The organism is Paenibacillus sp. 01T47 (genome assembly GCF_056398245.1).
Genome location: NZ_JBFTPA010000022.1, coordinates 68474 through 92427 on the forward strand (window position 1 = coordinate 68474; position 23954 = coordinate 92427).

At 45.1% G+C, this 23954-nt stretch carries 20 protein-coding genes; 7 read left to right on the top strand and 13 right to left on the bottom strand.

The features are described 5' to 3' along the window. Positions 1–110: 110 nt before the first annotated feature. From AC1DOV_RS29620 to AC1DOV_RS29630, 3 genes are all read right to left on the bottom strand, one after another. Positions 111–2432 (bottom strand): glycoside hydrolase family 95 protein, encoded by a 2322-nt coding sequence (locus AC1DOV_RS29620; RefSeq protein ID WP_477551762.1) that lies wholly within the window; start codon positions 2430–2432, stop codon positions 111–113. Between the two features lie 62 nt (positions 2433–2494). After that, positions 2495–3592 (bottom strand): mandelate racemase/muconate lactonizing enzyme family protein, encoded by a 1098-nt coding sequence (locus AC1DOV_RS29625; RefSeq protein ID WP_441885514.1) that lies wholly within the window; start codon positions 3590–3592, stop codon positions 2495–2497. Between the two features lie 23 nt (positions 3593–3615). Then, positions 3616–4401: an SDR family NAD(P)-dependent oxidoreductase gene (locus AC1DOV_RS29630; protein WP_477551763.1), complete on the bottom strand. Its 786-nt coding sequence runs from the start codon at positions 4399–4401 to the stop codon at positions 3616–3618. A gap of 209 nt (positions 4402–4610) precedes the next feature. On the opposite strand from AC1DOV_RS29630, the gene AC1DOV_RS29635 reads away from it, so the two are divergent. Then, a complete protein-coding gene (locus tag AC1DOV_RS29635) occupies positions 4611–5474 on the top strand; it encodes a helix-turn-helix domain-containing protein (protein WP_477551764.1) in 864 nt (287 codons plus the stop codon). A 489-nt stretch (positions 5475–5963) separates the two neighbouring features. Here AC1DOV_RS29635 and AC1DOV_RS29640 read toward each other — a convergent pair whose 3' ends face one another. Continuing rightward, the gene (locus AC1DOV_RS29640) at positions 5964–7514 is read right to left on the bottom strand and encodes an SAM-dependent methyltransferase (protein ID WP_477509983.1); all 1551 of its coding nucleotides are present in this window, start codon (positions 7512–7514) and stop codon (positions 5964–5966) included. Between the two features lie 212 nt (positions 7515–7726). Further along, a complete protein-coding gene (locus tag AC1DOV_RS29645; RefSeq protein ID WP_441885522.1) occupies positions 7727–9283 on the bottom strand; it encodes an ABC-F family ATP-binding cassette domain-containing protein in 1557 nt (518 codons plus the stop codon). 292 nt (positions 9284–9575) lie between these two features. Here AC1DOV_RS29645 and AC1DOV_RS29650 point away from each other — a divergent pair, with 292 nt between their 5' ends. The 3 genes from AC1DOV_RS29650 (at position 9576) to AC1DOV_RS29660 (ending at position 11910) form a co-directional block, all read left to right on the top strand. Beyond that, positions 9576–10130, top strand: a complete 555-nt coding sequence (locus AC1DOV_RS29650; RefSeq protein WP_477551773.1) for a TetR/AcrR family transcriptional regulator — start codon at positions 9576–9578, stop codon at positions 10128–10130. A 103-nt stretch (positions 10131–10233) separates the two neighbouring features. Further along, on the top strand, positions 10234–10686 hold the full coding sequence (locus AC1DOV_RS29655; protein WP_477551765.1) for a GNAT family N-acetyltransferase: 453 nt from the start codon (positions 10234–10236) through the stop codon (positions 10684–10686). A 21-nt stretch (positions 10687–10707) separates the two neighbouring features. Next, positions 10708–11910: an MFS transporter gene (locus AC1DOV_RS29660; RefSeq protein ID WP_477551766.1), complete on the top strand. Its 1203-nt coding sequence runs from the start codon at positions 10708–10710 to the stop codon at positions 11908–11910. A gap of 142 nt (positions 11911–12052) precedes the next feature. Here the strand turns inward: AC1DOV_RS29660 and AC1DOV_RS29665 are convergent, their stop codons facing one another. After that, positions 12053–12406: a hypothetical protein gene (locus tag AC1DOV_RS29665; RefSeq protein WP_076270337.1), complete on the bottom strand. Its 354-nt coding sequence runs from the start codon at positions 12404–12406 to the stop codon at positions 12053–12055. Positions 12407–12780: 374 nt separating this feature from the next. On the opposite strand from AC1DOV_RS29665, the gene AC1DOV_RS29670 reads away from it, so the two are divergent. After that, positions 12781–13554 carry a DeoR/GlpR family DNA-binding transcription regulator gene (locus AC1DOV_RS29670; RefSeq protein ID WP_477509980.1) on the top strand — a complete coding sequence of 258 codons (774 nt, stop codon included), beginning with the start codon at positions 12781–12783 and terminating at the stop codon, positions 13552–13554. A gap of 157 nt (positions 13555–13711) precedes the next feature. Here the strand turns inward: AC1DOV_RS29670 and AC1DOV_RS29675 are convergent, their stop codons facing one another. The 4 genes from AC1DOV_RS29675 to AC1DOV_RS29690 form a co-directional block, all read right to left on the bottom strand. Beyond that, positions 13712–14434 carry a Stf0 family sulfotransferase gene (locus tag AC1DOV_RS29675; protein ID WP_441885534.1) on the bottom strand — a complete coding sequence of 241 codons (723 nt, stop codon included), beginning with the start codon at positions 14432–14434 and terminating at the stop codon, positions 13712–13714. 21 nt (positions 14435–14455) lie between these two features. After that, entirely contained in the window at positions 14456–15019 is a 564-nt protein-coding gene (cysC, locus tag AC1DOV_RS29680; RefSeq protein ID WP_441885536.1) for an adenylyl-sulfate kinase, read from the bottom strand. 146 nt (positions 15020–15165) lie between these two features. Further along, positions 15166–16227, bottom strand: coding sequence for an LLM class flavin-dependent oxidoreductase (locus AC1DOV_RS29685; RefSeq protein ID WP_477551767.1), 1062 nt, complete (start codon positions 16225–16227; stop codon positions 15166–15168). 31 nt (positions 16228–16258) lie between these two features. After that, positions 16259–17422, bottom strand: a complete 1164-nt coding sequence (locus tag AC1DOV_RS29690) for an MFS transporter (RefSeq protein WP_477551774.1) — start codon at positions 17420–17422, stop codon at positions 16259–16261. Positions 17423–17814: 392 nt separating this feature from the next. Between AC1DOV_RS29690 and AC1DOV_RS29695 the strand changes: the two genes are divergently transcribed. Beyond that, positions 17815–18417, top strand: coding sequence for a TetR/AcrR family transcriptional regulator (locus AC1DOV_RS29695; protein ID WP_441885542.1), 603 nt, complete (start codon positions 17815–17817; stop codon positions 18415–18417). A gap of 122 nt (positions 18418–18539) precedes the next feature. Here AC1DOV_RS29695 and AC1DOV_RS29700 read toward each other — a convergent pair whose 3' ends face one another. Then, complete coding sequence (locus AC1DOV_RS29700) at positions 18540–18893, bottom strand: VOC family protein (protein ID WP_441885544.1); 354 nt, start codon at positions 18891–18893, stop codon at positions 18540–18542. Between the two features lie 137 nt (positions 18894–19030). On the opposite strand from AC1DOV_RS29700, the gene AC1DOV_RS29705 reads away from it, so the two are divergent. Beyond that, positions 19031–20302 carry a DUF1963 domain-containing protein gene (locus AC1DOV_RS29705; protein ID WP_477551768.1) on the top strand — a complete coding sequence of 424 codons (1272 nt, stop codon included), beginning with the start codon at positions 19031–19033 and terminating at the stop codon, positions 20300–20302. A gap of 70 nt (positions 20303–20372) precedes the next feature. On the opposite strand, the gene AC1DOV_RS29710 is transcribed toward AC1DOV_RS29705, so the two are convergent. Next, a complete protein-coding gene (locus tag AC1DOV_RS29710) occupies positions 20373–21488 on the bottom strand; it encodes a glycosyltransferase WbsX family protein (protein ID WP_477551769.1) in 1116 nt (371 codons plus the stop codon). Between the two features lie 361 nt (positions 21489–21849). Beyond that, on the bottom strand, positions 21850–23954 hold a 2105-nt coding region (locus AC1DOV_RS29715), incomplete at its 5' end, for an S-layer homology domain-containing protein (protein ID WP_477551770.1).

Sequence of the window (23954 nt, forward strand, 5' to 3'; positions counted from 1 at the left end):
CCTAGAAGCAACGAAAGAGCTTCGCTCATTTATAATAACTTACTGACGCGAAAAGACAACTACTATTAAAAACAAGTAGTTGTCTTATTCACTGACTAGGCTCATTCCGTTTAAGCTTCTTGCTGTACTAGAGCTTTCAAGTCTTTATCGAATCGATATACGCGGCCGGGCATCAAAGATACTTGCACTTCTTGCTCACCGAATCTTACGACCGTTTCCCCTGCAGAGAATGCTTGAATAGTTGCTTCAATCAGCACGCCATTTTCCCATGAGACGTCAACCTCTACATTTCCTTTGGCACGCAGTCCTTTGTATGATCCTTTGTTCCAGACAGCCGGAAGCGCTGGAAGCAAGTGAATTTCTCCCGGCTGGCTCTGAAGGAGCAGATCCGCTACCGCCGCGGTTCCGCCATAATTGCCGTCGATGACAAAAATATTCGTCTCCGCTCCGGCTACACCCGCCTTGGAATAGGTCAGCATATTATCGAAGCACAGCTCTCCAATTAAATGAGTGATATGCTTTAGCGCACGATCTCCTTCGTACAATCTGGAGAAGCCGGTGGCGAACAGTACCGCTGTAAATTCAATATCCTCCAGCTCATCGGTCTGCATCCGGCCAATCAACGTTTGCTTAGCAGCAGCACTCAGCTCTGGCGTCTTCCGCGGCGTTATTTGATTGCTCGGATATAAGCCAAATAGATGAGCAAGGTGGCGATGCTCCGGCTGCGCCTCCTCATAATCCTCGAGCCACTCCTGCAGCTGTCCTTTTTTTCCGATCATGAGAGGCGGCATCAGCAATAACGCTTGCTCCAGCTTCTCTTGGAACTCAGAATCCATTTGCAGCAGCTTCGCCGACTCTAGGCAAAAGGTGAACAAATCCCATATCAGCTGCTGGTCCATCGTCGAGCCCATCGACAGCTGCTGAGCTTCATCCTTGCTGCCGCTCGGATAAAAGCTGTTCTCAGGCGAATTGGACGGTCCGGTAACGAGCCAGCCATAAGTAGGGTGTACAGTCATATAATCGAGGAAAAAGACCGCCGATTCCTTCATTACGGGATACGCCTGCTTCATTAGGAAATCGCGGTCCAGCCCATACTCATAATGCTCCTTCAAATGCATCGCAATCCATAATCCGCCTGTTACATTCAGTCCCCAGCCCGTCTCCCAGCCCGGAGCCGAGAAACCCCAAGCATTCGAGAACACATGCGCCACCCAGCCCTCGCTTCCGTAGAAATCCTGAGCCGCTTGCCTGCCTGCGACAGATAAACGTTCAATATAATTCATCAAAGGCACATGGCATTCCGCCAAATTGCTTATTTCCGTCGGGTAATAGTTCATTTCCGTGTTGATATCCAAGTGGTAGTCGCAGCTCCAAGCCATGCTATTCGCTTCGCCATCGTTCCACACGCCTTGTAAATGCAGCGGCAGTGGCGAATCCTCGCGCGAGCCAGCAATCGTTAGATAACGGCCGTATTGGAAAAATAAAGCGACTAAATCCGGATCATCATACTGCCCGTTCCGAAGCTGCTTCATCCGCTCGTCTGTTGGCAGCTTCGCACTCGCCGTATCGCCTAAATCAAGGGTCACACGAGCGTACAAATCGCGATAATCTACAATATGATCCGCTCTTAGGCGCTCATAACCTTTGGCAATAGCATCGTTAATTTGCGCATGGCATTCCGAAGCCCAATTCTCATCTGTCCTGCCATAATCCGTATTCACCGCGAAATATATAAACGCCTCATCCGCTTGCGATACCTTGATTTCATTACCAGTGGTTTCGATAATGCCGCCCACGGCAACGACCTTAACCATACCCTCGCAAAACACACCACATTTTCCGTTGCTGTGCACATCTTCCGTCGCTTGGCCGCGGAATCCAATAGTATCGTCATCTGCAGCTGTCGTTGCAAAATCTCCGGTTCTCCCGTTAATGCTCAGCGAGAAGGATATTGCCCCTTTTAGCTCACTCTTTATGCGTGATACGACAATACCATCGGCATGCGTCGCGAACGTTTCACGTGTTATTTTGCCGCCAGAGCTTGTATAGGAAGTTTGCACGATTGCCTTTTCCAAGCTTAACTCACGTACCAGATCTTCTCCTTGCTGCTCGAAGCGCAGATTGATATCGCACACAGAAAGGTTTGTGCCAAAGTTTTGCTTCTTCGGCTGCAGCCCTTGCTTAGCAAGCCGGTCTCCCTCGCTATAATTGCCCTTGAAAAACTGCTCTCTCATCTGCTCCAGATTGGCTTTCGGGTTTCCATTTCCTTGAATGCGCTCCACTTGACCCGACCAGTAAGTAATTTCTGTCATGCTCCAGGTTTCGCTTTCTATTCCACCGTGAATGACCGCGCCTATTCTTCCATTCCCTATCGGCAGTCCTTGCTTCCAATCGGCTGCTGGCCCTGAATACCAAAGCTTTGAATGATTCATGCAGTCCCCATCCTTTAGTTATAAGATTCGTGTAACAATTGAATTGTCAATTTCCCTGCTATCTATCGAATACGGAATTCATTAAAATATTTAGGAATGATTTCAGTGGAAGCGCCCGGCAGCTCCGGCAGCACATATTGTCCATTCTTGACGGTTGCCGGTTCAACAAAGATCGTTCTGATCCAAGGGATATACTCAAGCATCATTGCCCCCGGCGTAGCCGCCACCAAATGCTGGTGAATTTGTCCCATATCGCCGACATGCGGGCAGATTGGTATGTCGTACGAAGCGGCCAGCCCCGCGACCTGCAGCCACTCCGTAATACCCGCTACCCGCGTAACATCAACCTGACAATATTCGATAGCGCCTTGATGAATATAATCACGGAACGCATATTTCGAGTACACATGCTCACCGAGTGCAATCGGAACATTTAGTGCATCAGCCAGCTTCTTGTGACCTAGAATATCATCAGGATTTAGCGGCTCCTCCAGCCAAAATAAATCAAATTCCTCCAGCTTCTTGCCCCAGGTCATCGCCGTATTAATATTCCATTGCTGATTAACGTCGATCATAAAGATCACCTGATCGCCAATCGCTTTGCGCACCGCCTTCACTCGGTCATAATCTTCATGTGGATCGGACTTGCCAACCTTAATCTTCACCCCTGTAAACCCCTGCTCGACAATGTCCGTGACATCCTTCAGCAAACGCTCCTTCGACCAGTTCAACCAGCCGCCGTTCGTGTTATAGGCTTTGATGCCTTTTGATTTATGTCCGCCAAGGTACTGCCATAACGGCTTGTTGGACGCCTTCGACATAATGTCCCATAACGCAATATCCACAGCAGCAAGCGCCATATGCGTAATGCCTGCCCGTCCGATCCAGTGCATTTTGCCATACCGCAGCGTCTCCCAAATCTCCTTTACCATAAAAGGATCCTTGCCGATCAGCTCCGGTGCGTAGTAACGTTCAATCGTGTCGACAATCATATCATCGCCATGGGCGCAGGTTCCTGTGTAGCCGTATCCGACGTAACCTTCATCTGTAAAGATCCGAACGCCTGACAGTCCCCAATGCGTCGCCACATTAATCGCATCCGTTATTGGCGGGTCGATGGGCACATGAAGTACGAATGTTTCCACTTTTGTGATTTTCATCGTTAGTACTCCCTTCCTTTTGTTTAATAGCCTAGCGAAGCTCCGCCCTCAACCGGAAGAGCTACACCCGTTACGAAAGACGCTTGCTGCGAAGCCAAATACAGTACCGACTGCGCGATCTCCTCCGAGGTTGCCGATCGGCCAAGCGGATGCATCGCATTCAGCGCATCCAGCGCTGCTGCGTGATCAGGCTGCTGTCTCAGCCAATCTTCCAATAAAGGCGTCATCACACCCGCCGGACACACGCAGTTGACTCTTACACCATCCGCTGCAAAATCGAGCGCCAATGACTTCGTCAGCGCAATAACGGCACCTTTGGAAGCAGCATAAATCGGATTATTCCGCTGCCCGATAAGACCGTTCAGCGAAGCCATATTCACAATCGCGCCTTTGGTTTGCCGCAATAGCGGAATCGCATGCTTGATCATCAAATACACGCCCTTCACATTTACCGCAAGAACATGGTCAAATGACTGCTCATCGATTTCCTCAAGCGGCTTTGGCAGAATAACCGCTGCATTGTTATACAGAACATCGAGCTTGCCGAATGTCTGAACCGTTTCTTTCATAAGCGCTTCAACCGCACTCTCATGCGATACATCCGTCTGAATTGCACGCGCACTTCTATATGGAAGCCCTTTCAAAAATCCTTGTTGTTTATTGATTTCATCAGCCACGCGCTGCCCTTCATGCTCATTCCAATCCGCTATGACGACTTGTGCGCCCTCTGCCGCGAACAACCGTGCGCTTTCCTCGCCGATACCAGAACCGCCGCCGGTTATAAGCACAACCTTATCTTTAAATCTCAAAGGCATTCCTCCATATACACGCAATCGTTAATGTAGCAAAAGAAAAGATTTATGTTGTTAATTGATCCACATCAGCTATTGCTGTTCATTCCCTAATATTTTTGTTATTGTATCATCTATACAGGAACGTGTATTTGATCAGACATCCATTAAGTTGACAATTCATCCGCTAAATTTTATATGAATATACCAAAGAAAAGGGTGTTCGCTTGAAGAAGCTGAACGAGATCACGCCTCATGTCGGAGATTCCATGTATTATCTTTATGATGGCAGCTCCAATGAGAAGCTGCGCATTTGCAGCGTTTATGCCTTTCATTTATTTACTGATGGTCCCGGAGAAATGGAGATTGACGGAAAGAAATACCCCATCAACAATCGAACGTTGATCTTTCTTAGGCCAGAGCAGCCTCATGCCTTCCATATTTCATCCGACCATCCGCTGTCCTCCTATAATCTGTATTGTGATCTTTGGAATCAGAGTGATCCCGTCTCTGCCAATCGAACGTTCATCTACGCCCCGGAGCCGTTCGAGCTGAATACCGTCGCCCCTTCCATGGCATGTGATGAACTCGACACCCTGCCATGCGTATTTTCCTTGCAGCCTTATCCAGAGTTGTACGATTCCTTCTTAATGCTCGCTAAGCTGTATAACGATTCGCAATTTTATCGAACAGAGATGATGAACAGCTTGCTCTATGCTTGGATTCTGAACTGGTATAATACGATTCATACGCACCAGCCTACCGATTATCGCATCGTCCGCTTGCTCACGCATCTAAACGCTCATCCTGAGAAACGCGAGTCCGTCGAGACATGGTGGGAATTTTGCGGGCTGAAGCGAACCTACTTTCATGCTTTGTTTTTACGAGAAACCGGACTCACGCCAAAAGCCTACCATCACAAGCTGCTCATGAGACGCGCTTCCCATCTCTTGCTCGAAAGCGAGTTGAGCGTGACCGCCATTGCCGAGAAGCTTGGTTATGCCTCTATCCATCCATTTACACGCCATTTCAGTGCCTTCTATGGCACCAGTCCAAAACATTACCGCATGCAGCCTCAGTCAGAGAAATGACCACTACCAATATGCAGCAACGAAAAAAGCTGTAAGCACGTATATGTGCTTACAGCCACAAAACAGTATATGTTGTTCGTCCGTAAGCACACATACGTGCTTATTGCGCCAATTCGACGTGTGCGCAACAATGAAAAATGGCTGTAAGCACACATTTGCGCTTACAGCCTCAAAATAGCCTATGTAGCTCGTCCGTAAGCACACATACGTGCTTATTACACCAATTCGACGTGTGCGCAACAACGAAAAATGGCTGTAAGCACTCATTTGCGCTTACAGCCTCAAAATAACCTATGTAGCTCGTCCGTAAGCACACATACGTGCTTATTACGCCAATTCGACGTGTGCGGAACAACAAAAAATGGCTGTAAGCACACATTCGCCCTTACAGCCTCAATATAGCCTATATGGCTCGTCCGTATGCACACATACGTGCTTATTACAACAATTCGACGTGTGCGGAACAATGAAAAATGGCTGCTCCTCCTCCTATTTGAAGGCGGTTAACAACGACTTCGCTTCCTCATGTTCTGGCTCCATCGCCAAAACTTGATGCGCATATTGTAATGCTTCTGGCTCTTCGCCCTCTTCATAGCAGCAAATCGCCAGCTTGTAGAGTGCATCCACAGTCGTCTTGCCAGCCTCCATCGAACGCTCCAAATATAGCCTCGCATCCGCATACAGCTCCAGCTCATAAAGCAGACTTCCGCATGCCAAAGCCAAATGGTGCTGTTCATTCATCGGATAATAGCCCGCCCACATCATTTGCATACCCTGCCGAAGATCATCGGCTTCTTCGTCGCTGCTATCTGGCAGCAGCGACTGTATGCGCTCAGCGCTTTGAATGAACAATTGCGCATCGTAGCGGCTCAGTCGCCAGAAAGCTAAAATGGCGTACATCTCTAGCGATTCCAAATGCTCGTCAAACCATAGCTTCATGCTAAAAAAATCATCCGGTCCAAAACGTTCGACAAAACGACGATAAGCTAAGCGTGTGTTCGCATAGGTCGCTGGCTTCTCCAGCATGATGATGCAGCCTACATTCAAATTTTTATAATGATGGTTAGTAAAATAGGACAATGCGCCTTTTTGTTCAAAAACATGCTGTATCGCATGATAATTGGCCGTGAGCGAAAAGCTGCCGTGATGAATCAGTTCGGGCGGCTCAGCAAATGCCCAGTTCTCCATTCGGTGATCGCCTTTATCGGCTGTAAGCAGTACAAATCCCGCTTGTGATAACCGTCCAAGCCGTTCAAGACAATCCATCCCAATCTCCGGGAAGAGGATATGCGAATCCTCAAGCTGCTGCTTATACAGCTCAATCACATTCCGATAGGGGTACGATTGCTCTTCATACTCGGCTGCTCTTCGGTAATGATACTCGGGCTCTATGCTCACCAGCATGTCCGATACATCTATGCCATCCGCCTCAGCAGCAGGTACCGCGAAGGACACTTTACATTCAAAAATATGACCTTCATCCACATAAATGAGCTCTTGCGGAATGCTGTCAAAAAAATAATTGGCAACAAGCAGCAGCGGCTGCTTCAGATCTGCCTGCTTTATCGTGACACCCGATTCCGTCAATCGAAGCTCTGTATCACGTACCGCGTCAAACTTAGCGAAATCGAGTATGCCTTGCTGGACAAATGGCTGTAAGCGTTCATGCTGCTGCCAATAGTCAATATTTTTGACTGGCAAATCACTCATGATGTAACGAAACGGCGGAAGCTCCATACCAGCAAAATCTATCAGCTCACATAATGCCGTCAGCACTTGATAGGCTAGTCGACCCGAGCCTGCTCCAAGCTCAAGGATCGTAATCGGTTCCTCCGATATGCCACCTAACCTTGCTCTATCCTGTAAAAATCCGAATATGATCTCTGCATAAGCAGACGCGATCACAGGATTGTTCGTAATGTACTGCGGCACTTCATCATTTTGCCACGCCTCGATGCCCTGCTCTTCAAAATAAGCGCGCTGCAGCTCCCAAATAGGCGCTTCACTAAATCGATAAATCGGCTGATCGCTATTATTCATTCTTTTAAACCTACTTTGCTTAATGTAATAAAAGGATTAAACAAGCCTTACCCAAATATCCTAGGTCAAATCCATCCGCTTTAAACCTAGCATCTGTATGCAGCCTTGTCTACTCTTGCCTTAATGAACCAGCGAAACGGTTTCACCTACCCTATGCAAAAAAGGAGACGAGCCTGCAGGCTCGTCTCCTCTTTCTGGCTATATTAGACGAATTAAAATACCTTCGTCGTCCATGATTCACAGTTCCATGTATCGGTTACAACATCGCGGTAAAATTCTGGTTCGTGAGAGATAAGCAAAATGCTGCCTTTGTACGCCTTAAGCGCACGTTTCAGCTCGTCCTTCGCATCGACATCCAAGTGATTGGTTGGCTCATCCAGTACTAACAGGTTTGTTTCGCTGTTGATCAGCTTGCAAAGGCGAACCTTCGCCTTCTCGCCGCCGCTAAGCACCGCAATTTTGCTTTCAATATGCTTGGTCGTCAGCCCGCATTTCGCGAGTGCCGCACGTACTTCGAATTGGGAGAGTGAAGGGAACTCCTTCCACACTTCCTCAATACACGTATTGTAGTTTGCATCCTTAATTTCCTGTTGGAAATATCCGATTTGCTGATGCTCCCCGCGCTGTACCGTACCTGATATAGCTGGAATTTCACCTAAAATACTGCGCAGCAGCGTCGTTTTACCAATACCGTTCGCCCCTACGAGAGCAATCTTCTGTCCTCGTTCCATACGAAGATCAAGCGGTCTCGACAACGGACTGTCATATCCGATAACAAGCTCCTTCGTCTCGAATATGAGCTTGCCGGAGGTTCTTCCGTCCTTGAAGTTGAACTGCGGCTTCGGCTTTTCCTTCGCAATTTCAATGACATCCATCTTATCGAGCTTCTTCTGCCTCGACATCGCCATGTTCCGCGTCGCTACGCTCGCTTTGTTGCGTGCTACGAAGTCCTTCAGATCAGCTATTTCCTGCTGCTGACGCTTATAGGCCGATTCAAGCTGCTGCTTTTTCATTTCATGAACCTGTTGGAAGTATTCATAGTCGCCAACATAGCGGTTCAGCTCTTGATTCTCCATATGATAAATGAGGTTAATTACACTGTTAAGGAACGGGATATCATGTGAAATGAGAATAAATGCATTCTCGTACTCTTGCAAGTAACGCTTCAGCCATTCGATATGCTGCTCATCGAGATAGTTCGTCGGCTCATCGAGAAGCAAAATGTCCGGCTTCTCCAGCAGCAGCTTCGCTAGAAGCACCTTCGTCCGCTGCCCTCCGCTCAAATCATTAACGTCCTTATCAAGACCAATATCCGTAAGGCCAAGACCACGAGCCGTTTCGTCAATTTTCGCGTCAATCAAATAGAAATCCTGATTCGTCAGCGTATCCTGAATCGTTCCAACATCCTCAAGCATTTGCTCGAGTTCCTCTGGCGTTACATCGCCCATTCTGCCGTACATATCGTTCATTTCTTGTTCCATATCGAGCAGGTACTGAAAAGCTCCCTTCAGCACGTCCCGCATCGTCATTCCTTTGCTGAGAACCGCATGCTGATCGAGATAACCTACGCGCATGCGCTTCGACCATTCAACCTTGCCGTCGTCAGGCTGCAGCTTGCCTGTAATAATGTTCATAAAAGTGGACTTGCCCTCGCCGTTAGCGCCGATCAGTCCAATATGCTCGCCTTTAAGCAGGCGGAAGGATACGTCGTTGAAGATCGCGCGATCTCCAAAGCCGTGGCTTAGTCGTTCTACGTTTAATATGCTCATGAATGACACCTTTTCTTTTGGAATATTATCGTTTTATTATAAACGTTATAGGCCCTACAACTCAATGTAGGATTCATTTCTAAATGATTTTCGACCAGATTCAATAATTTCCTTATCATCCGCTATTATTTTACCATATTCCAGATAAAGCATTGTCTTCATGAGTATTAGCCTGCCATTGACAATGGAAAGACAAACAGGTAAAATCGATCCATAAAACTATTCTAGTTTTTTTAGTTTTCTCTAGTCTAAAAGTTCTCTCTCAGGGGGTCTGTTCTTGATAGATCGAATTATGAAAGCATTTATCGAAGAGATTCATGATAAAGGAATCAAATTTACAATGGACGATTTGGCCTCTCGGCTAGGGATTAGCAAACGGACATTGTACGAGCATTTCCCTTCTAAAGTAAGTATTTTGGAAGCACTCATTGCGCAAACTTTAGGTGAATTCGATGAGAAAACAGCTCTGATCACGCAAGACACAAGCTTATCGATTATTGAGAAAATCAGAGGTATTGTAACCCTTCTAACAAAACATTATGAATTATATGATATACGGATATTGGAGCAAATGAAGCGCTACTATCCAGAGCAATGGAAAAAAATTGATGATGCGCTGACCGATGACTGGGATGCATTGCGCAGCGTCATTGAACAAGGCATTCACGAAGGCATTATAGTGAACAAAAATATATCAGTCATCATGAAGCTAATGATCGACGCAGCAAACTCAACACTCGATCAACGCTTTTATCAAAAAAATGATATTACGCTTTCCGAAGCTTTATCCACCATTGTCGATATTATTCTATTTGGACTAGTGCCTAGAGCTGCAAAGGGAGAATAAAAGCCAACGCTTTTATTCTTTTTTTAAACAGCTATAAAACTATAAAAACAAAAATAGTTTCACGAGTATTGAAATTTACTGCAAAAGAAAGCGAGTGAACAGGATGAGTCTTCATTTTTGTGAAGTAACAACAGAAAACTGGCGCGCTGTAGCCGCATTATCGGTGTCCAAGGAGCAGCAATCATTTATCGAAAGCAACGCCTTTTCTTTAGCCGAATGTTTATTTGAGAAAAACGCAACTTCCCTTGCATTATATGATGGCGAAACTTTAATCGGCTATGCGATGTACGGCTGGCAAAACAACGTGAACAAGAGTGTGTGGCTTGACCGCTTTATGATTGATTACCGATTCCAAGGAAACGGATATGCCAAGCGGTTTATTCCTATACTACTCGAATATTTTCAGCAATTATTTGAAAGCCGAACCATTTATTTGAGCCTCCATCAACATAATTCGCGTGCTCAACGGCTATATGAACATTTTGGATTCCGCTTAAACGGTGAGATTGATGCAGACGGTCCGGTTGTCGGAATGGTCATGGAATTAAATTTATAGAAACATAATAGGTGAAACCATATGAAAACATTATTTAGTAATCGCGTTTATTTATTAGTTACCGCTTCTGATTTATTGCAAAATATAGGTACATGGATACGGAATATTGCATTGCTCTTTTTTGTATTGGAAAAATCAAATAATGACCCGGTCGCTGTGTCGATGCTGACGGTTATCGAATATTTCCCTATCTTTGCTGTTGCCCTTGTAGGCGGGGCGCTCGTTGATCGGTGGAATCCCAAAAAAACGATGATTATAGCTGACTTATTAAGTATCGTATCTATTTTGCTCATCATTGGCGTTTTGGATCTAGGCTTCTGGCCAGCTATTTATATCGCCACTTTCGTATCCACTATTATTACACAGTTCTCTCAGCCATCATCCATTAAGCTCATTAAACGTTATGTCGAACCGCAGCATGTTGGAGCAGCTGTTGGTTTAACGCAAAGCATGAACTCGATTTTCATGATTGTTGGGCCTGTCATCGGTACCGCTATTTACGTTAATTTTGGACTTAAGGTATCCTTATACAGCTTATTGATCCTATTCGCCCTTTCTGCCTCCTTTCTTTCGTTTCTTCCTAAACAGACCCGTGAAGAGAAAAAAGAAAACAGCTCTGTTCTGAAAGAAATTAAAGAGGGTATGATCTACCTCCGTCAAAATAGAATATTGGTTGTTATAGCCGTATGGTTTGCTATAGATGGTCTGTCTTGGGGACTTATTCAACCACTTGATGTATTTATATTGACGGAAAGACTGCAATTGCCGAAAGAGAATTTGCAATGGTTCAGTATGTTATACGGAGTCGGGATGTTAGCTGGGGGATTAATAGCTGCTTCTATTGGCAATCGTTTTGAAACTCGGAAAATATTTACCGTTGTTATTATTGTAACGGCGACGGGAGTGCTCGTTCAGGCGCTTTCCACTTACGTTTGGTTGACCGCATCATTCCATCTGCTGGTCGGTTTATTTTATACCGTGCTGCAAGTACTGCTTAATATGCTATTTATCAAATCCGTACAGGATGAATACGTTGGTCGTGTTAACGGTGTGATGGTTCCTGTATTTATCGGATTTATGTTAATCGGTACATTTTGCTCAGGGTTTCTGAAAGAAGCGACCTCTTTAATTTTTGTGTACGGGACTTCCAGCTTCGTACTGCTGCTGACGCTGCCTATCATCGCTAGATTAAAGCCAAAGCATTTGAGCAAAATGAAGCACTAGCCGTGAGCTAGGGATTAAGTCAAAGAAAACACCCAACTATTCTCGCGAAAAAGCGAACTCGCAAGTTAGATGGGAGATTAGATTAAATCGCTATGATTAACCTTTTTTATGGCTTTTAATAAAAGGATTGCTCTACGTTACTCTATCTGTTTTTTGTAGTGCGACGCGAAGTTGCGGCTGTCCGTGATTTTGCGTCGTATTTTTTATTTTTTATTCTTGCTGGTTTTCTGGATAGATTGCTGACGGTTGCCTTTGGTCCAAAAAATGAACCAACTACTTTGAAAGTAGGAGGGATCTGTTGAACGAAGCCAAACAACTGCTGCATTCTTCCCATCATGGACATGATTCCATCAATACCGCCGATTCGACTAAACATAGACCCTGCTCTTTCAAAACCAGGCTCAAAAGTAGAATCAACCGGTTGACTAAAGTCATTAAATGGTTCATCTACAGTAGGAAGAATTGCGCTTATACGAGCTCTTTTTCTTCTTTCCACTTCGAATCACATTCCTTTTCTTAGTAATGTTGAAATAGGTCTACTTCAAACTATGCAAGTACACCTCTATCGGTATAGTTAGTCATCTATAAAGCTCAAATTTTACCTTATCTTTTTAAAATATAACCTTTCTGCGGGCCTTTTATATGCTTCCAGCCTACTAGCTTTACATTATCAGGATTCATCGGCGATATATCAAACGTCAATCGGTCCTCTCCGACTGAAATGTGCGGACCAACTACAGGAATGGCTGCCCCTCAACCAAAACCAGAACAAAACAGAATTAACACGAACAAAATAGATTGACAAAACTGAATAAAACCGAATAATATGGAATTGTAACTGGTTATAAAATCCAGAGGAGGCGATTCGATTTGTTTACCGATGAGCGTCGTGACAAGATTATTGAGCTGCTACAAAAAAACGGCAGAGTACTCGCCAAGGAACTAGCGGATATGTTTGAATTGTCGATTGATTCCATCCGAAGGGATCTATCGATTATGGAGGAGAAAGGGCTGCTCAAACGTACGCATGGCGGCGCAATACCAGCTGCTAAAGTCCGCAGCGCCCCGCTCCCGCCAGACCTACGTTATAAAGAGGCTTCACCGCATCAAGATGCCATATCTAAATTAGCAGCTTCTTTTATACAAGAAAAAGATACTGTATTTATAGGCAGTGCAGGCATCCATTACGGCATGTTAAAGTTTCTTCCTGAGGTACCTTTTACGGTAGTTACGAATGCAATCAGAGTGGCTGATGTGTTGAAGGATCGTGAAGAAATTGATGTTTATTTGATAGGCGGCAAAGTGAAAAGTTCTGGAAACATTTCCGATACACTCGCTAATCAGTTTCTTAGACAATTCACTTTAGATCTGTGCTTCGCTGCTGGGGGCGGAATTTCCAAAAACGGGGTAAGCACCTCTTCTCCAGAAGTAGCTTCATTAGGACGAACGGCGGTCGAAATTTCTAGAAAACGAATTTGTCTAGCTCCTCATGAGAAGCTAGGCGTCGATTTTTTTGCAAAAGAAGGCCCCATTACCGATATGGATCTATTAATTACCGATAGTGAAGCCAGCATAAATGCCATTGAGGATATTGAGAACAAAGGTGTCAAAGTGTTAATTGCTCAGATTCCAGAGGTATCTTAATCATTCTTAATCGGGGCTGCGGCTGCAGCTCCGTCTTGCTATTTATCAACATGGGACGTATCACATAGATCGCTCGCGTTTGCTTGTATCCGAGCGTTAGCGGAAAACCGCGAATGCTTGCGCCTCAACTAAGAGCTAAGACATCAATTAATCGTAATTACCACACTTTTGTTTCGTTTCCCGCTTGTCGCTCTTGACGGTAACGCTGCACCCACTGCTCTGCCACATCTTCTGCTAACTTATCAAAAGCTGGCGGAGCAACCTTCACCGACTCGGACTGAATGTTCAGAAAATCCAGCACCCTCAGCACTGTTCCTTCATAATCGAGAATAAAATCTTCGTAAACGATCGTAAGTGGAACGATCCCTTCTTCTGTAAAAAAGTCCTCCATCGCCGCTTCCCGAAGCGAGCTTTCGATGAACAAATGGTTGATTGCATCAAAATTATACTTATCGGCAATATCATGCTCTTGCGGTTTTTGGCCATGCTGCCGATGCCACTCTCCGGATACGATGGCCCGCCACCAAGATACGGCTAAACGGACTTTATTTCTTCTCGTCATATAGATATGTTTATCGCAATTCGGAAAAGCTGCACGCCAGACACTAGCTTTTGTCGCCGTATCAGGCAATTGAAAGATGTTCCGAAATGCAGTGATCCATTCGCTATTCATACTTGTTTTCAAGCCAAAAACACCATTTGACGAAGTACCTTCCCGCCACATCTGCTCCATTTTGTCCACCGTCATTGTCTTGGGATCATTGAAGAGCAGCCATTCCGCAGGATTTCCTGCTAGGCCAGTTGATGAAAGAGCTTCGTTCAGCAGGGTACTCCCTGTACGCTGTGAAAACCATATCGTATAACTTTTTTCCGGTCTCATTTATATATCACCCTCTCTATTCTAGATATTGTTCAATCGGGATTCGATGTACGCAACAAGCGCATTTATAGCATCTGCTTCGCCAAACTTCTCCGTGTCTATGATCATATTAGGTTGTATCGGCGTCTCGTAAGGGGAATCAATGCCCGTAAAATCCTTTATTTCTCCTGCTCTCGCTTTGCGATATAAGCCCTTGGGATCACGTTGTTCGCATTCCTCCAGTGAGCATTTCACATACACTTCAGCAAAATCATCCGGACCAAACCGCTGCTTGATCTGCTTTCGGTACGATTCATAAGGGGAAATCATCGGTACAAGGACAACAAAACCTTTCTCTAGAAACATATCCGCAATCTCCATTGCACGGCGCATATTTTCCAGTCGTGCCTCTTCCGTAAACCCAAGATCCCGATTCAAGCCTTGCCGTAATCGATCGCCGTCAATGATGACACATCTGACCCCCCGCCTCAGCAGCTCACTCTCCGCCCCGCAAGCAAGCGTCGTTTTTCCTGAACCGGACAACCCCGTTAACCAGAAAATAGAACCATTATGACCATTCCACTTTTCCCAACTCGTCCTTTGCATAGCCGAGGCCTCCTTTCGATATGGAGCCGAAGCCCACCATGTCATCTGTTTGTTTTTAGTATAGAGATTTGGGATGTATACGGGCAAGGTAATGATTTATTATAGCCGTTTGTGGGGGAGCAACACTTACACCAGCTACAGCTGAATTATGATTCTTTTTCCGTCTCCGCTTCCCACTTGGCAATTTCCTCTCGGACGCGTGGCGCAACCTCTGTTCCTAGCAGCTCAATGGCTCTCATCACTTGATTATGCGGCATAGTACTTAAAGGCACGTACATCATAAAACGCGTAACGCCTACATTTTTCCGAAGATGAATTATTTTTTGGGCAACGGTTTCCGGATCACCCACATAAAGTGCTCCTTCAAAGCTCCGCGCGGCATCAAAGCTGGAACGGTCATAATGCGCCCAGCCTCGCTCTTTCCCCAGTTTATTCATGCCTGCTTGCGTGGAAGGAAAAAATGTATCTGCTGCTAGATCCGTATTTTCTGCAACAAAACCTATGGATTGAGACCCCACTTTAAGGCGCGACTCATCATGGCCGGCATGCGCAGCCGCTTTCTTATAAAGCTGTACCAGTGGTTCAAATTGCATCGGGCTACCGCCAATGATCGCCAGCATCAATGGCAGGCCGAGCAGTCCAGCACGGATTGCAGAGTCCCGATTGCCTCCGCTGCCTACCCATATCGGCAACGAATTTTGAACAGGCCGAGGATATACGCCTAAATCATGAATGGCAGGCCGATGCCCGCCCTTCCAGGTTACTTTTTCGGACCCACGTATTTTTAAGAGCAATTCCAGATGTTCCTCGAACAGCTCGTCATAGTCATTCAAATCATAGCCAAACAGTGGAAAAGATTCGATAAAGGAACCCCGACCAGCCATAATCTCCGCACGTCCATTTGAAATACCATCGAGCGTTGCAAAATCCTGAAAAACACGTACCGGGTCAGATGAAGAAAGCACCGTTACTGCACTCGTTAACTGAATCCGTTTCGTTTGTGATGCAGCTGCAGCTAGCACAACTGCAGGTGAAGATGCTGCATAATCCTTCCGATGATGCTCACCTACGCCAAATACATCAAGTCCCACCTGATCGGCAAGGACAATTTCCTCGACAACCTCACGCAATCGCTGCGCATGACTTATTACTGCACCCGTTTGAATATCCGGCTTTGTTTCTACAAACGAAGTTATACCTATTTCCATGGTCAATCTCTCCTGTTCAAAATATTTATTTTCATACGGCAGGGGCAGTACGCCTCGTCATTGCCCAAAACAGAAGAGCGAGTGTACTAACCGATGCTCCAAGCAAACATACTCCGTTCCAGCCGTAATGGGCATAGGTAAGCGTCGATGAGATCGAACCAACGGCACTTCCAATGGAGTAAAAAACCATGTATCCCGCTGCAAGCCGGCTGCGAGCTTCCGCATGCAATGCGAAAATCATGCTTTGATTCGTGACATGTACCGCCTGCACAGCCAAATCAAGAAGAACAATGCCAATAACCAAGGCGAATAGCGACTGATCTGTATAGCTGATTAACAACCATGATAGGAGCAATAGAATCAAAGCTATGCCCGTCGTTCTCTGTCCATAACCTTGATCGGCAAGCTTTCCCGCCCTTGCAGCAGCTAACGCTCCAACAGCGCCAACGAGGCCAAACGCCCCAATGGCAGTGTGAGAAAGAGACCATGGCAGTGCGCTAAGGGGCAGTACTAATGAAGTCCACAATATACTGAAAGCCGTAAAAATCAGCATAGCCAGAACTGCTCGGATACGTAGGATCCTCTCTTGTACGAACAACATAAACACCGACTTAAGCAGCTGAGGATAAGACAGTGATTTCACTTCTCGCTTTGCATTTGGCAAAACTTTAAATAATGCAACAACCATAAGAAGCATCAATGCTGCAGAAAATAAATATACGGAACGCCAACCCGCTATATCTGTTAATACTCCTGCTATCGTTCGTGCAAGAAGGATGCCAATAACAATTCCACTTGTTACCACGCCAACGACACGTCCTCTTTCGGCAGGGGCAGCTATGCTCGTTGCAAATGCTACAAGCGTCTGAGCTACAACCGCAAGCAGTCCCACCAAGGCCATACCTGCGAAAAGCATCAGGCTGGAGGAGGCAAACCCAACGATAACTAGAGCGATCACGGAAAATAACATCTGACCGATAATGAGTCGGCGCTGGTTCAGTAAATCTCCAAGCGGTACCAACAGTAACAATCCCAATCCATAAAAAATTTGGGTGATCGTAATCAGAATGCCAATGGTTGAATAGTCAATTCCAAACGCCATCGACAGATGATCGAGCAGCGGTTGTGCGAAATAGATATTCGCAACAGACATCCCGCAGGCAACTGCAAACAACAGTGTGACCAAGCGAGTCATGGAGGAACCCTGAACGGAATTGCGATCGTTATTTGTTCCCTGTGATGAATTCATCTTTACATTGTTATAGACTGCTGCTTTTTCTCTAAGCTCCTCCATTTCAAACACACCTTTTCTTCATTCATTTTAAAAACTATTTTTTATGTACCGATCGGTACGTTATATTGCTCGGTAAATATAGCGCATAAAAACGATCTCTGTCAACGGAAAAATGTTTTCACATGGTTTTAGGTTAAAAACCAAGTTTATATTGTGATTAACGGATCTTTCATTTGACATTGCAAATCGCAAATTATAAAATAATACTATACCAATTGGTACGTAAATATAGACGATTGACTATTGTATTTGATTAAACACTAAAAAATAAAGAGTACCGAGAGGTTTTGACTATGGGAAGAACCCGCGAATTTGACGAAGAAAAAGCATTGGATGCAGCTATGCAGCTGTTTTGGGAGAAGGGCTATGAGGCTACCTCACTTAGCGATTTAACTTCCAGAATGGGTATTCAACGACCTAGCCTATACTCAGCTTTTGGTGACAAAAAAGAATTATTCGAAGCTGCACTGCGCAAATATACGATGTCGCGCGCTGCTCTCGTTCGAACCAAGCTTCAGAGCTATTCCTCTGTAAAGGATGCCTTTCGCCATTATTTTGAAGGGGTTGTTGCTGAGGAATACGGAGAAAATCGCAACCGTGGATGCTTTAGCATCAATACGATAGTCGAGCTTGCGCCGCATGATGAAAAATTCGAAATTCTCACAAGAGAACATCAAATGTACCTGTCCGTCATATTTCTAGAGACCATCGAACGGGGCATACAATCGGGTGAGCTCGAAATTTCAGTAAACGCGAAAGCTTTATCACAGTCGCTAATCGTATCGTTAATTGGGTTAACGGTAATATTGAAAGCACGTCCAGAACAATCATTTATTGATAATACAATAGAAATCATACTTGCACAGCTTAAAGAAGCACCCGTTCACGGTCAGTAATTCAGTAGAAGAATGAATGTTATTGCCATCTATGCACCACATAAAAATAAAGCCCACTGACCTGTTGGTCGGCGGGCTTCATCCGTTTATCTCATGCTGTAAACAATAAATTTCACCTTGCCTCAATGCTCATGAGAAAGAATGTTGATAAGCTTACCAAATGGGTCGCGTACATAGAAACGCCGAACACCCCATGGCTCCACAGCGATGCCATATTCGATTGGAAACCCAGCTTTTTTCATGCCATCAAAAGCAGCTTGGAGATCATCGACTTCGATTGACATATCAGGCACAGGCGTGTCAGATCCCCCTTGTGTGGCAAAACTAATTTGTATGCTCATCTCTTCGCTCGAACCGTAAGTTCTAATCCAACCATGATCCATTAATAACTCAAGACCGAGTACATCCTCGTAAAAGCGTTTTGCAGCGGTAATATCCTGCGCTTCAATATTCGTGACGATCCGTTTGACCCGCATCTTAATCCTCCCATCATCATTCGATAATTACTAATGCTTCTTCCCGTAATAATTCGGTTAAATGCTAGTGACAACCTTTTCAATGACAGGGATAATAAAAATAGAAAACAAAATTTCATTTTTCTAGAGGTGAGCTAATGACGGAACGTCTGCCCTGCCAAACAGAAGGCTGCATAGCAACTATTCTACCAGCTACCGCAGCCAAGACAGGCGGAATATGTATGCCCTGCCAACAAAAAAAGCTTCGATTGGAAAAGGAAGACTATATTGCCCGCAATCGTAGATTCTTCGATCCTTATAAAGATGTTACCGAATCCGTTGAAATTCTTAAAATCATGCATACACCTAAAAAACATGATCCGCTAGAGGTCCTTCTCTCCTACACAAAAAGCGAACAGGAACTTTATCATAACCTCACTCCAAAGGAAGTCGCTCAAATGGAGGCGTATGCTGTACAACTTATTGAAGAGGGGGAGCTTGATCAGGCCGAAGAGATTTTGTTATCGCTCGTTTGCTTTGCTCAGGCAACCATCCATCTTGGATTGGATGCGTTAGTACAAAAAGAATGTTTTTATCCAGGGATTCTTTTCAAAGGTGCTCTGCCTTCCATTAGAAACAAAATCATGGAACGGATTCATCACGATAAGGAGAATCGCAACCATCTACTGTCAGCCCTTGCTTGGATCGGAGATGAAGAGATCGTGCGTCAGTTTGATAGCTGGGCAAAATCAACTCCACACTGGGCTAGCGAACTTTATGTATCCCCTGAAAGCTATACTCATGAAGCCGGTTGGGAGCTGGATGATGAGGGAAACAAGATAACATTATTCCATTCGGTTCGCTATGCATTTAAGGCTGAAGATCAATTTACTGAAAATAAAGCAGTGCTTGCGCTTAAGGACAGTAATCACATCTGCCCATGGTGCGACGGCCCAATAGAGGTGCTATTTGATTGCAATCTCCTCGACCCGGTTCTGCAATTTCTGGATCTTGAAGGTGAACGGTTGCGATTGGCTGCATGTATGCGATGCGCTGCTTATTATGGTGTGCAGTTTATGGAAATTAATTATCAGGGTCATTTGCGCTGGAGTTCCTATAATCAGCAGCCGAAGCATTTTTCTCGAGAGATTTATGAGGATACAGAGCGCGTCCATTTGCTACACATGGTAGACCAGCCCAGCGGCAGTTATGAAGCTTCGTACTGGACCCTTGAAGTACCTGCCACACAAATTGGAGGGCATCCGACTTGGATTCAGGATGCTGAATACCCGTCTTGCCCTAGTTGTGAGCAAACAATGGTATTCATTGCCCAGCTGGACATGGAGCAAGTCGGAAATAGTGAAGGTATTTACTACACCTTCCTTTGCCGTGGTTGCCAGTTGTCAGCCACAAGCTTCCAGCAGACATGATTTAAAATCGGAGAAGAGACCCACTCCAAGTGGGTCTGATTATTTCAAAGAGGAGGTTTGCTCTCCGCGCTTACGATTTAACGAATGTTTTCTTAATCGCCTCTAAATACCCGTACCCGTACAAATCGTCCGGCAACAAATAACTCGTCTCCGTCCACTCATTCCAGCTGTTCACCGTGATGAGCGGAGGTTGCTCTGGATGTGTATCCGCATATTGCTTCGCTTGTTCAAACGCCTTCTGAACGTTGTCTGGCGTATTGTTTTGAACAACAAGCGGAACACGTTCCTTAAACCTCGGATTATTATCCCAGCCAACCGAGATGTGCGGATAATACGGAATGTCGTATGTTGCGTCAATGCGGGACCACTCTTGAACGACATCCACCATGATTTCGTTGTAATCACGGTCTACGTTCACGAAATGAACGTACTGATAGTGGGTCAAGCTGTCGAAGCCAAGCAGCTTCACGATCTCTTTCGCCGTTACCTTTTCCCCGCCGTCAACGCCGCTGAGATTGAAGTTCTGCTCTCCCCACAAAGTGAGCTGCAGGTGTAAGCCAGGCAAGCCTTCTTCGACGCATTTGGCTCTGAACCAAGTGAATGCATCCTTCGTTTCTTCCGCACCGCCCAAACCTCTCATCAGATTGGCAAGATCGTAAATATTAAATATTGGTTTGCCATCAATCGTGTAGTAAGACGGATGCTTAAAATATTGATTGATCACGCGATCGGCGATGATCTCGAATTCTTTGCGGTCGACCGCGCCATCCCAGATCATGGCGCCTTCCATATCATGTGACAAGCGGATATCCCACGTATTATTCACGCTATGGTTAGCCCACATCAAATAAAATTTTACTCTATCGTTGTTTCTCGCCTTCAGATAGCCGTCGTTGAGGCAATTTTCCAAAAAAGGGCGTTTGTCGTACCAGTACCAATCGTAAATGAATACATTGACGCCGTGGTCCGCCGCCGCGTTGATCTGCATCTCCATCACATAAGGGTCCGCTTCGTTACAGTAGCCCCACAGCGGCTTGCGCGGCCAATTATGTTCAGGAAACTTCTTGACGGCGTTTTTGACAGATTGCCACTCCCCCATCCCCTCCGGCCAGAACATCCTAGTTCTTGGTTCGTCCCCTGTATAAGCCGGCCATATGTATGCCGCGATGTCATACTGTTTGCTCAAGTGCATTCCTCTTTTCAACGATTTTTAGAATTGGAAGCCCATACACAATACTCATTATAACCAATAGCCCACACACGAACAGGGGTAAAAAAGACATTAGATCCGGGTAAATACGACATAAGACTCCCTAGCCGCCATCATATTACAACAAATAGAAGTTGCCAATCAGAAATCTCTAGTTAACTGAATACTACGAATAGAGTCACAACATCCCTCTTTTTACAAAATATAAAAAGGAATCTCTTTCCCCTTATATCATTGAACATAAAAAAAACGGGAAACACCTAATTTATCTAATAGGTATTTTCAGGCTTCTAATCGATAAAGAGGCTGCGGAATCCGCAGCCTCTTTATGTAATGCTTAAATGAATTTAGCTTTTTGAAGCAGCCTTTGGATAATGGCGGATGTTTCAGCCCTAGTAATATTTTTCTGAGGCTGCAGCTCCCCATTATAACCGCCGATAACACCGAATTGAATCGTTAATGCCGCGGCTTGGCGAGCCCAAGCTGCTATTTTTGTATTATCTTTAAAACCATGAAGCAGATTTTGCTGCTGTACATTGCCAAGCTCATTATACAAATCTGCCAGCTTCATTGCCCTCGATAAAATAACCATTGCTTCCTGTCTAGTAATCTTTTCATTAGGCTTGAATGAACCATCGCTGTATCCATCAACCAATCCGTACGAATACGCGATTTGAGCTGCTGAGTGATACCAATCCTTTTCTGATATATCTGTAAAGCTTACAGATTTAGCAGCAGAGCTTAAACCTAATGCCCTTATCATTATAGCTGTGAATTCTGCTCGAGTTATTTCGTTATCCGGTAAAAAACGCTGCTCGTCAGAACCATTAATGATAAGTCGTGATGCCAGATCATTGATGCTTGTTTTGGCCCAATGTGTTGCAACATCGCTAAATGATTTTTGATGATAAATGAGACCATACATGCTGTTAGTCATGCTGCTCAGGACAGCGTAATAACGTCCGTCTTCTTCTATTACCTTAGTTGGAATATGAATGAGCGATCCGTCCGAGATTAGCTTTACTCCCGTCGTAATACGCTTAGGATCTAATCCTTCAGGCAATGCAATGCGTCTCTCTACAAAAGTATCAAATTGATTCAGCTCTATTTCCTTGCCCCCAAAGTATGCTTTCACTGAAAACCTGACTGGCGGAGCGATAAGTGTAATTTGTCCGTTATCTCTATCCTTATAAACAAATTCTGAGTTAGGAGCATGAATGATTTCCATCTTGAGAGTTATATCCTTCAGTGAAACATTAGATCCGAAGTGGTTAAGCCATTCATCAATATGAACTTGATCCATCGGAAAGCTATAAGACGCTTTTTCAGACATTAGTTGAATAACAGCGTTACTGCTTTCAAAGACTGAAAGAAGCCCAGCATTTATTTCCCAATTCACGATATCAGATTGATTATGGACCGTAATCGTGATAACAGGTTTTTCGCCTGCTCCCTTCAAAAGCTCTTTAAGCTGAGCTTCCTCAAAGACCACCGTCGTTACTTTTTTACCTTCTATTGTCCTTACAGTTGCCTTAACCATTTGTACTGGCTTGTTTCCTATGCTAACTATGATATCTGAATTCGTTTCTGTATTACCACCGCCATTGCTGGAACCGCTGCTTGCTTGGAATTCAATAGATGCTGCATGTGCCACACTACTATTACCTGCCGCATCTCGGTATTGAACGTATAACTGCTTAGATCCAAAATCTCCATCCAAAATCCAATTTTTGGTGAGCAATACATTCTCCCAAGCTGACCAAGTCAACTTATCGGCAGAAAACCGCATTTCAGTAACACCACTACCATCGCCATCTGAAGAAGTTAGAGATAGTTTCACTTCCTTGCTACTCGTTACAGTAGCTCCGCTATTTATGGTAATCGTTCCTGTTGGTATCGTCTGGTCAAGTTTTATTTTATCTTGAATAACGGAATGACTTACATTGCCTGCCTTGTCTTTAAACTGTACGAATACTGATTTCTCCCCGTCGCCTGCTCCAAAGCTCCATGCCTTCGTTGCAGCGGATGGCTCCCAGCTACTCCAATCCGTCCCATTGCCAGAGAAGCGCATCTCGACAACGCCACTTCCTTTACTACTGTCATCGCTAGTAAGAGTTAGAGTTGTATCCGCAACATTCGTCCATTCCGAACCAGCTTGATCAATGGTTAATGTACCGGTTGGAGCAGTAGTATCCACTAGGAAAATAATCGTAGTAGCATTACCCGCTCCATCCGTTACGACAAGTGTATAGCTACCGTCTACAGTAATCTCCGTACCACTTGTAAAAGCTGCTCCATTCAATGTTGCCGTTCCTTCATTGAAGCTAACTGTCACTTTATCCTTGTACATGCCACCATCCGCAACGCCTGTTACGATTGGTGCTACTGTATCAATCACAAAGTTCACCGTTGTTGCATTTCCTGCTGCATCCGTTACAATGA

What these genes read in the sequence shown, in the direction of transcription:
- AC1DOV_RS29690 (WP_477551774.1), bottom strand. Translation starts at nt 17,422, where the DNA reads ATGACTCGCTTGGTCACACTGTTGTTTGCAGTTGCCTGCGGGATGTCT.
- AC1DOV_RS29675 (WP_441885534.1), bottom strand. Translation starts at nt 14,434, where the DNA reads ATGAGACCGGAAAAAAGTTATACGATATGGTTTTCACAGCGTACAGGG.
- AC1DOV_RS29685 (WP_477551767.1), bottom strand. Translation starts at nt 16,227, where the DNA reads ATGGAAATAGGTATAACTTCGTTTGTAGAAACAAAGCCGGATATTCAA.
- AC1DOV_RS29705 (WP_477551768.1), top strand. Translation starts at nt 19,031, where the DNA reads ATGACGGAACGTCTGCCCTGCCAAACAGAAGGCTGCATAGCAACTATT.
- AC1DOV_RS29625 (WP_441885514.1), bottom strand. Translation starts at nt 3,592, where the DNA reads ATGAAAATCACAAAAGTGGAAACATTCGTACTTCATGTGCCCATCGAC.
- AC1DOV_RS29695 (WP_441885542.1), top strand. Translation starts at nt 17,815, where the DNA reads ATGGGAAGAACCCGCGAATTTGACGAAGAAAAAGCATTGGATGCAGCT.
- AC1DOV_RS29700 (WP_441885544.1), bottom strand. Translation starts at nt 18,893, where the DNA reads ATGCGGGTCAAACGGATCGTCACGAATATTGAAGCGCAGGATATTACC.
- AC1DOV_RS29655 (WP_477551765.1), top strand. Translation starts at nt 10,234, where the DNA reads ATGAGTCTTCATTTTTGTGAAGTAACAACAGAAAACTGGCGCGCTGTA.
- AC1DOV_RS29620 (WP_477551762.1), bottom strand. Translation starts at nt 2,432, where the DNA reads ATGAATCATTCAAAGCTTTGGTATTCAGGGCCAGCAGCCGATTGGAAG.
- AC1DOV_RS29645 (WP_441885522.1), bottom strand. Translation starts at nt 9,283, where the DNA reads ATGAGCATATTAAACGTAGAACGACTAAGCCACGGCTTTGGAGATCGC.
- cysC (WP_441885536.1), bottom strand. Translation starts at nt 15,019, where the DNA reads ATGCAAAGGACGAGTTGGGAAAAGTGGAATGGTCATAATGGTTCTATT.
- AC1DOV_RS29650 (WP_477551773.1), top strand. Translation starts at nt 9,576, where the DNA reads ATGAAAGCATTTATCGAAGAGATTCATGATAAAGGAATCAAATTTACA.
- AC1DOV_RS29660 (WP_477551766.1), top strand. Translation starts at nt 10,708, where the DNA reads ATGAAAACATTATTTAGTAATCGCGTTTATTTATTAGTTACCGCTTCT.
- AC1DOV_RS29640 (WP_477509983.1), bottom strand. Translation starts at nt 7,514, where the DNA reads ATGAATAATAGCGATCAGCCGATTTATCGATTTAGTGAAGCGCCTATT.